Genomic DNA, 623 nt, shown 5'->3' on the forward strand with positions numbered 1-623 from the left:
CGCATAATCTTTTCTACGCCATCCTCATCGTTGTAGTCGGCAAGCAAGAAAGGAAATGGCAAATTCAGTGGTGAGCCCCCGTTTGCAAAGGCTATCACGCCCCCATGATAGCTGTCTCTGAACACCAGTATCCTGGTTCGGCCCGTGATTGCCCGCGCGGCCGTCAAAGCCATGATATTCGCTTCCGTGCCGGAGTTGCAAAAGCGTACGCGCTCAATCGCCGGGAAGCGGTCAACAATAGCAGCGCCTAACTGTGCCTCATATCGGTTTGGCCCACCGAGCATGACACCGTCCTTGATGGCATCAATCATGGCTTCCGCTATCGTTGGGTCGGAATGTCCGTAGAGTCCCGCAGTGTATTCCGACAAGAGATCCACATATTGATGGCCATCAAGGTCTGTTACATAGCAGCCATTCCCGGACACCAAAGTGAGTGGAAAAGGATTGTACCAAAGGATGGCGCGGGTGTTGCCGCCAGGCAGTGACTGCTTGGCGTCTATATGGCGGGCCAAGCTTTTGGGATTGCGGTCGACAAATCGCTGCCGTGCGTCGTTGAGCACGGAGTCGATATCTGCATTTCGTTTAAACGAGTCCGCAGTGGCTGACATTTGTTGAAAACTCCT

The 623-nt window shown here is 53.6% G+C and carries 1 protein-coding gene; it reads right to left on the reverse strand.

Translation table 11 applies throughout. The features are described 5' to 3' along the window. The coding region (locus NKJ12_RS32190; RefSeq protein ID WP_352707753.1) for an aminotransferase class III-fold pyridoxal phosphate-dependent enzyme at positions 1-608 on the reverse strand (608 nt) is incomplete at its 3' end. Positions 609-623: the final 15 nt, after the last annotated feature.

This window comes from Mesorhizobium sp. M0195, assembly GCF_040322115.1.
Lineage (GTDB): Bacteria > Pseudomonadota > Alphaproteobacteria > Rhizobiales > Rhizobiaceae > Mesorhizobium.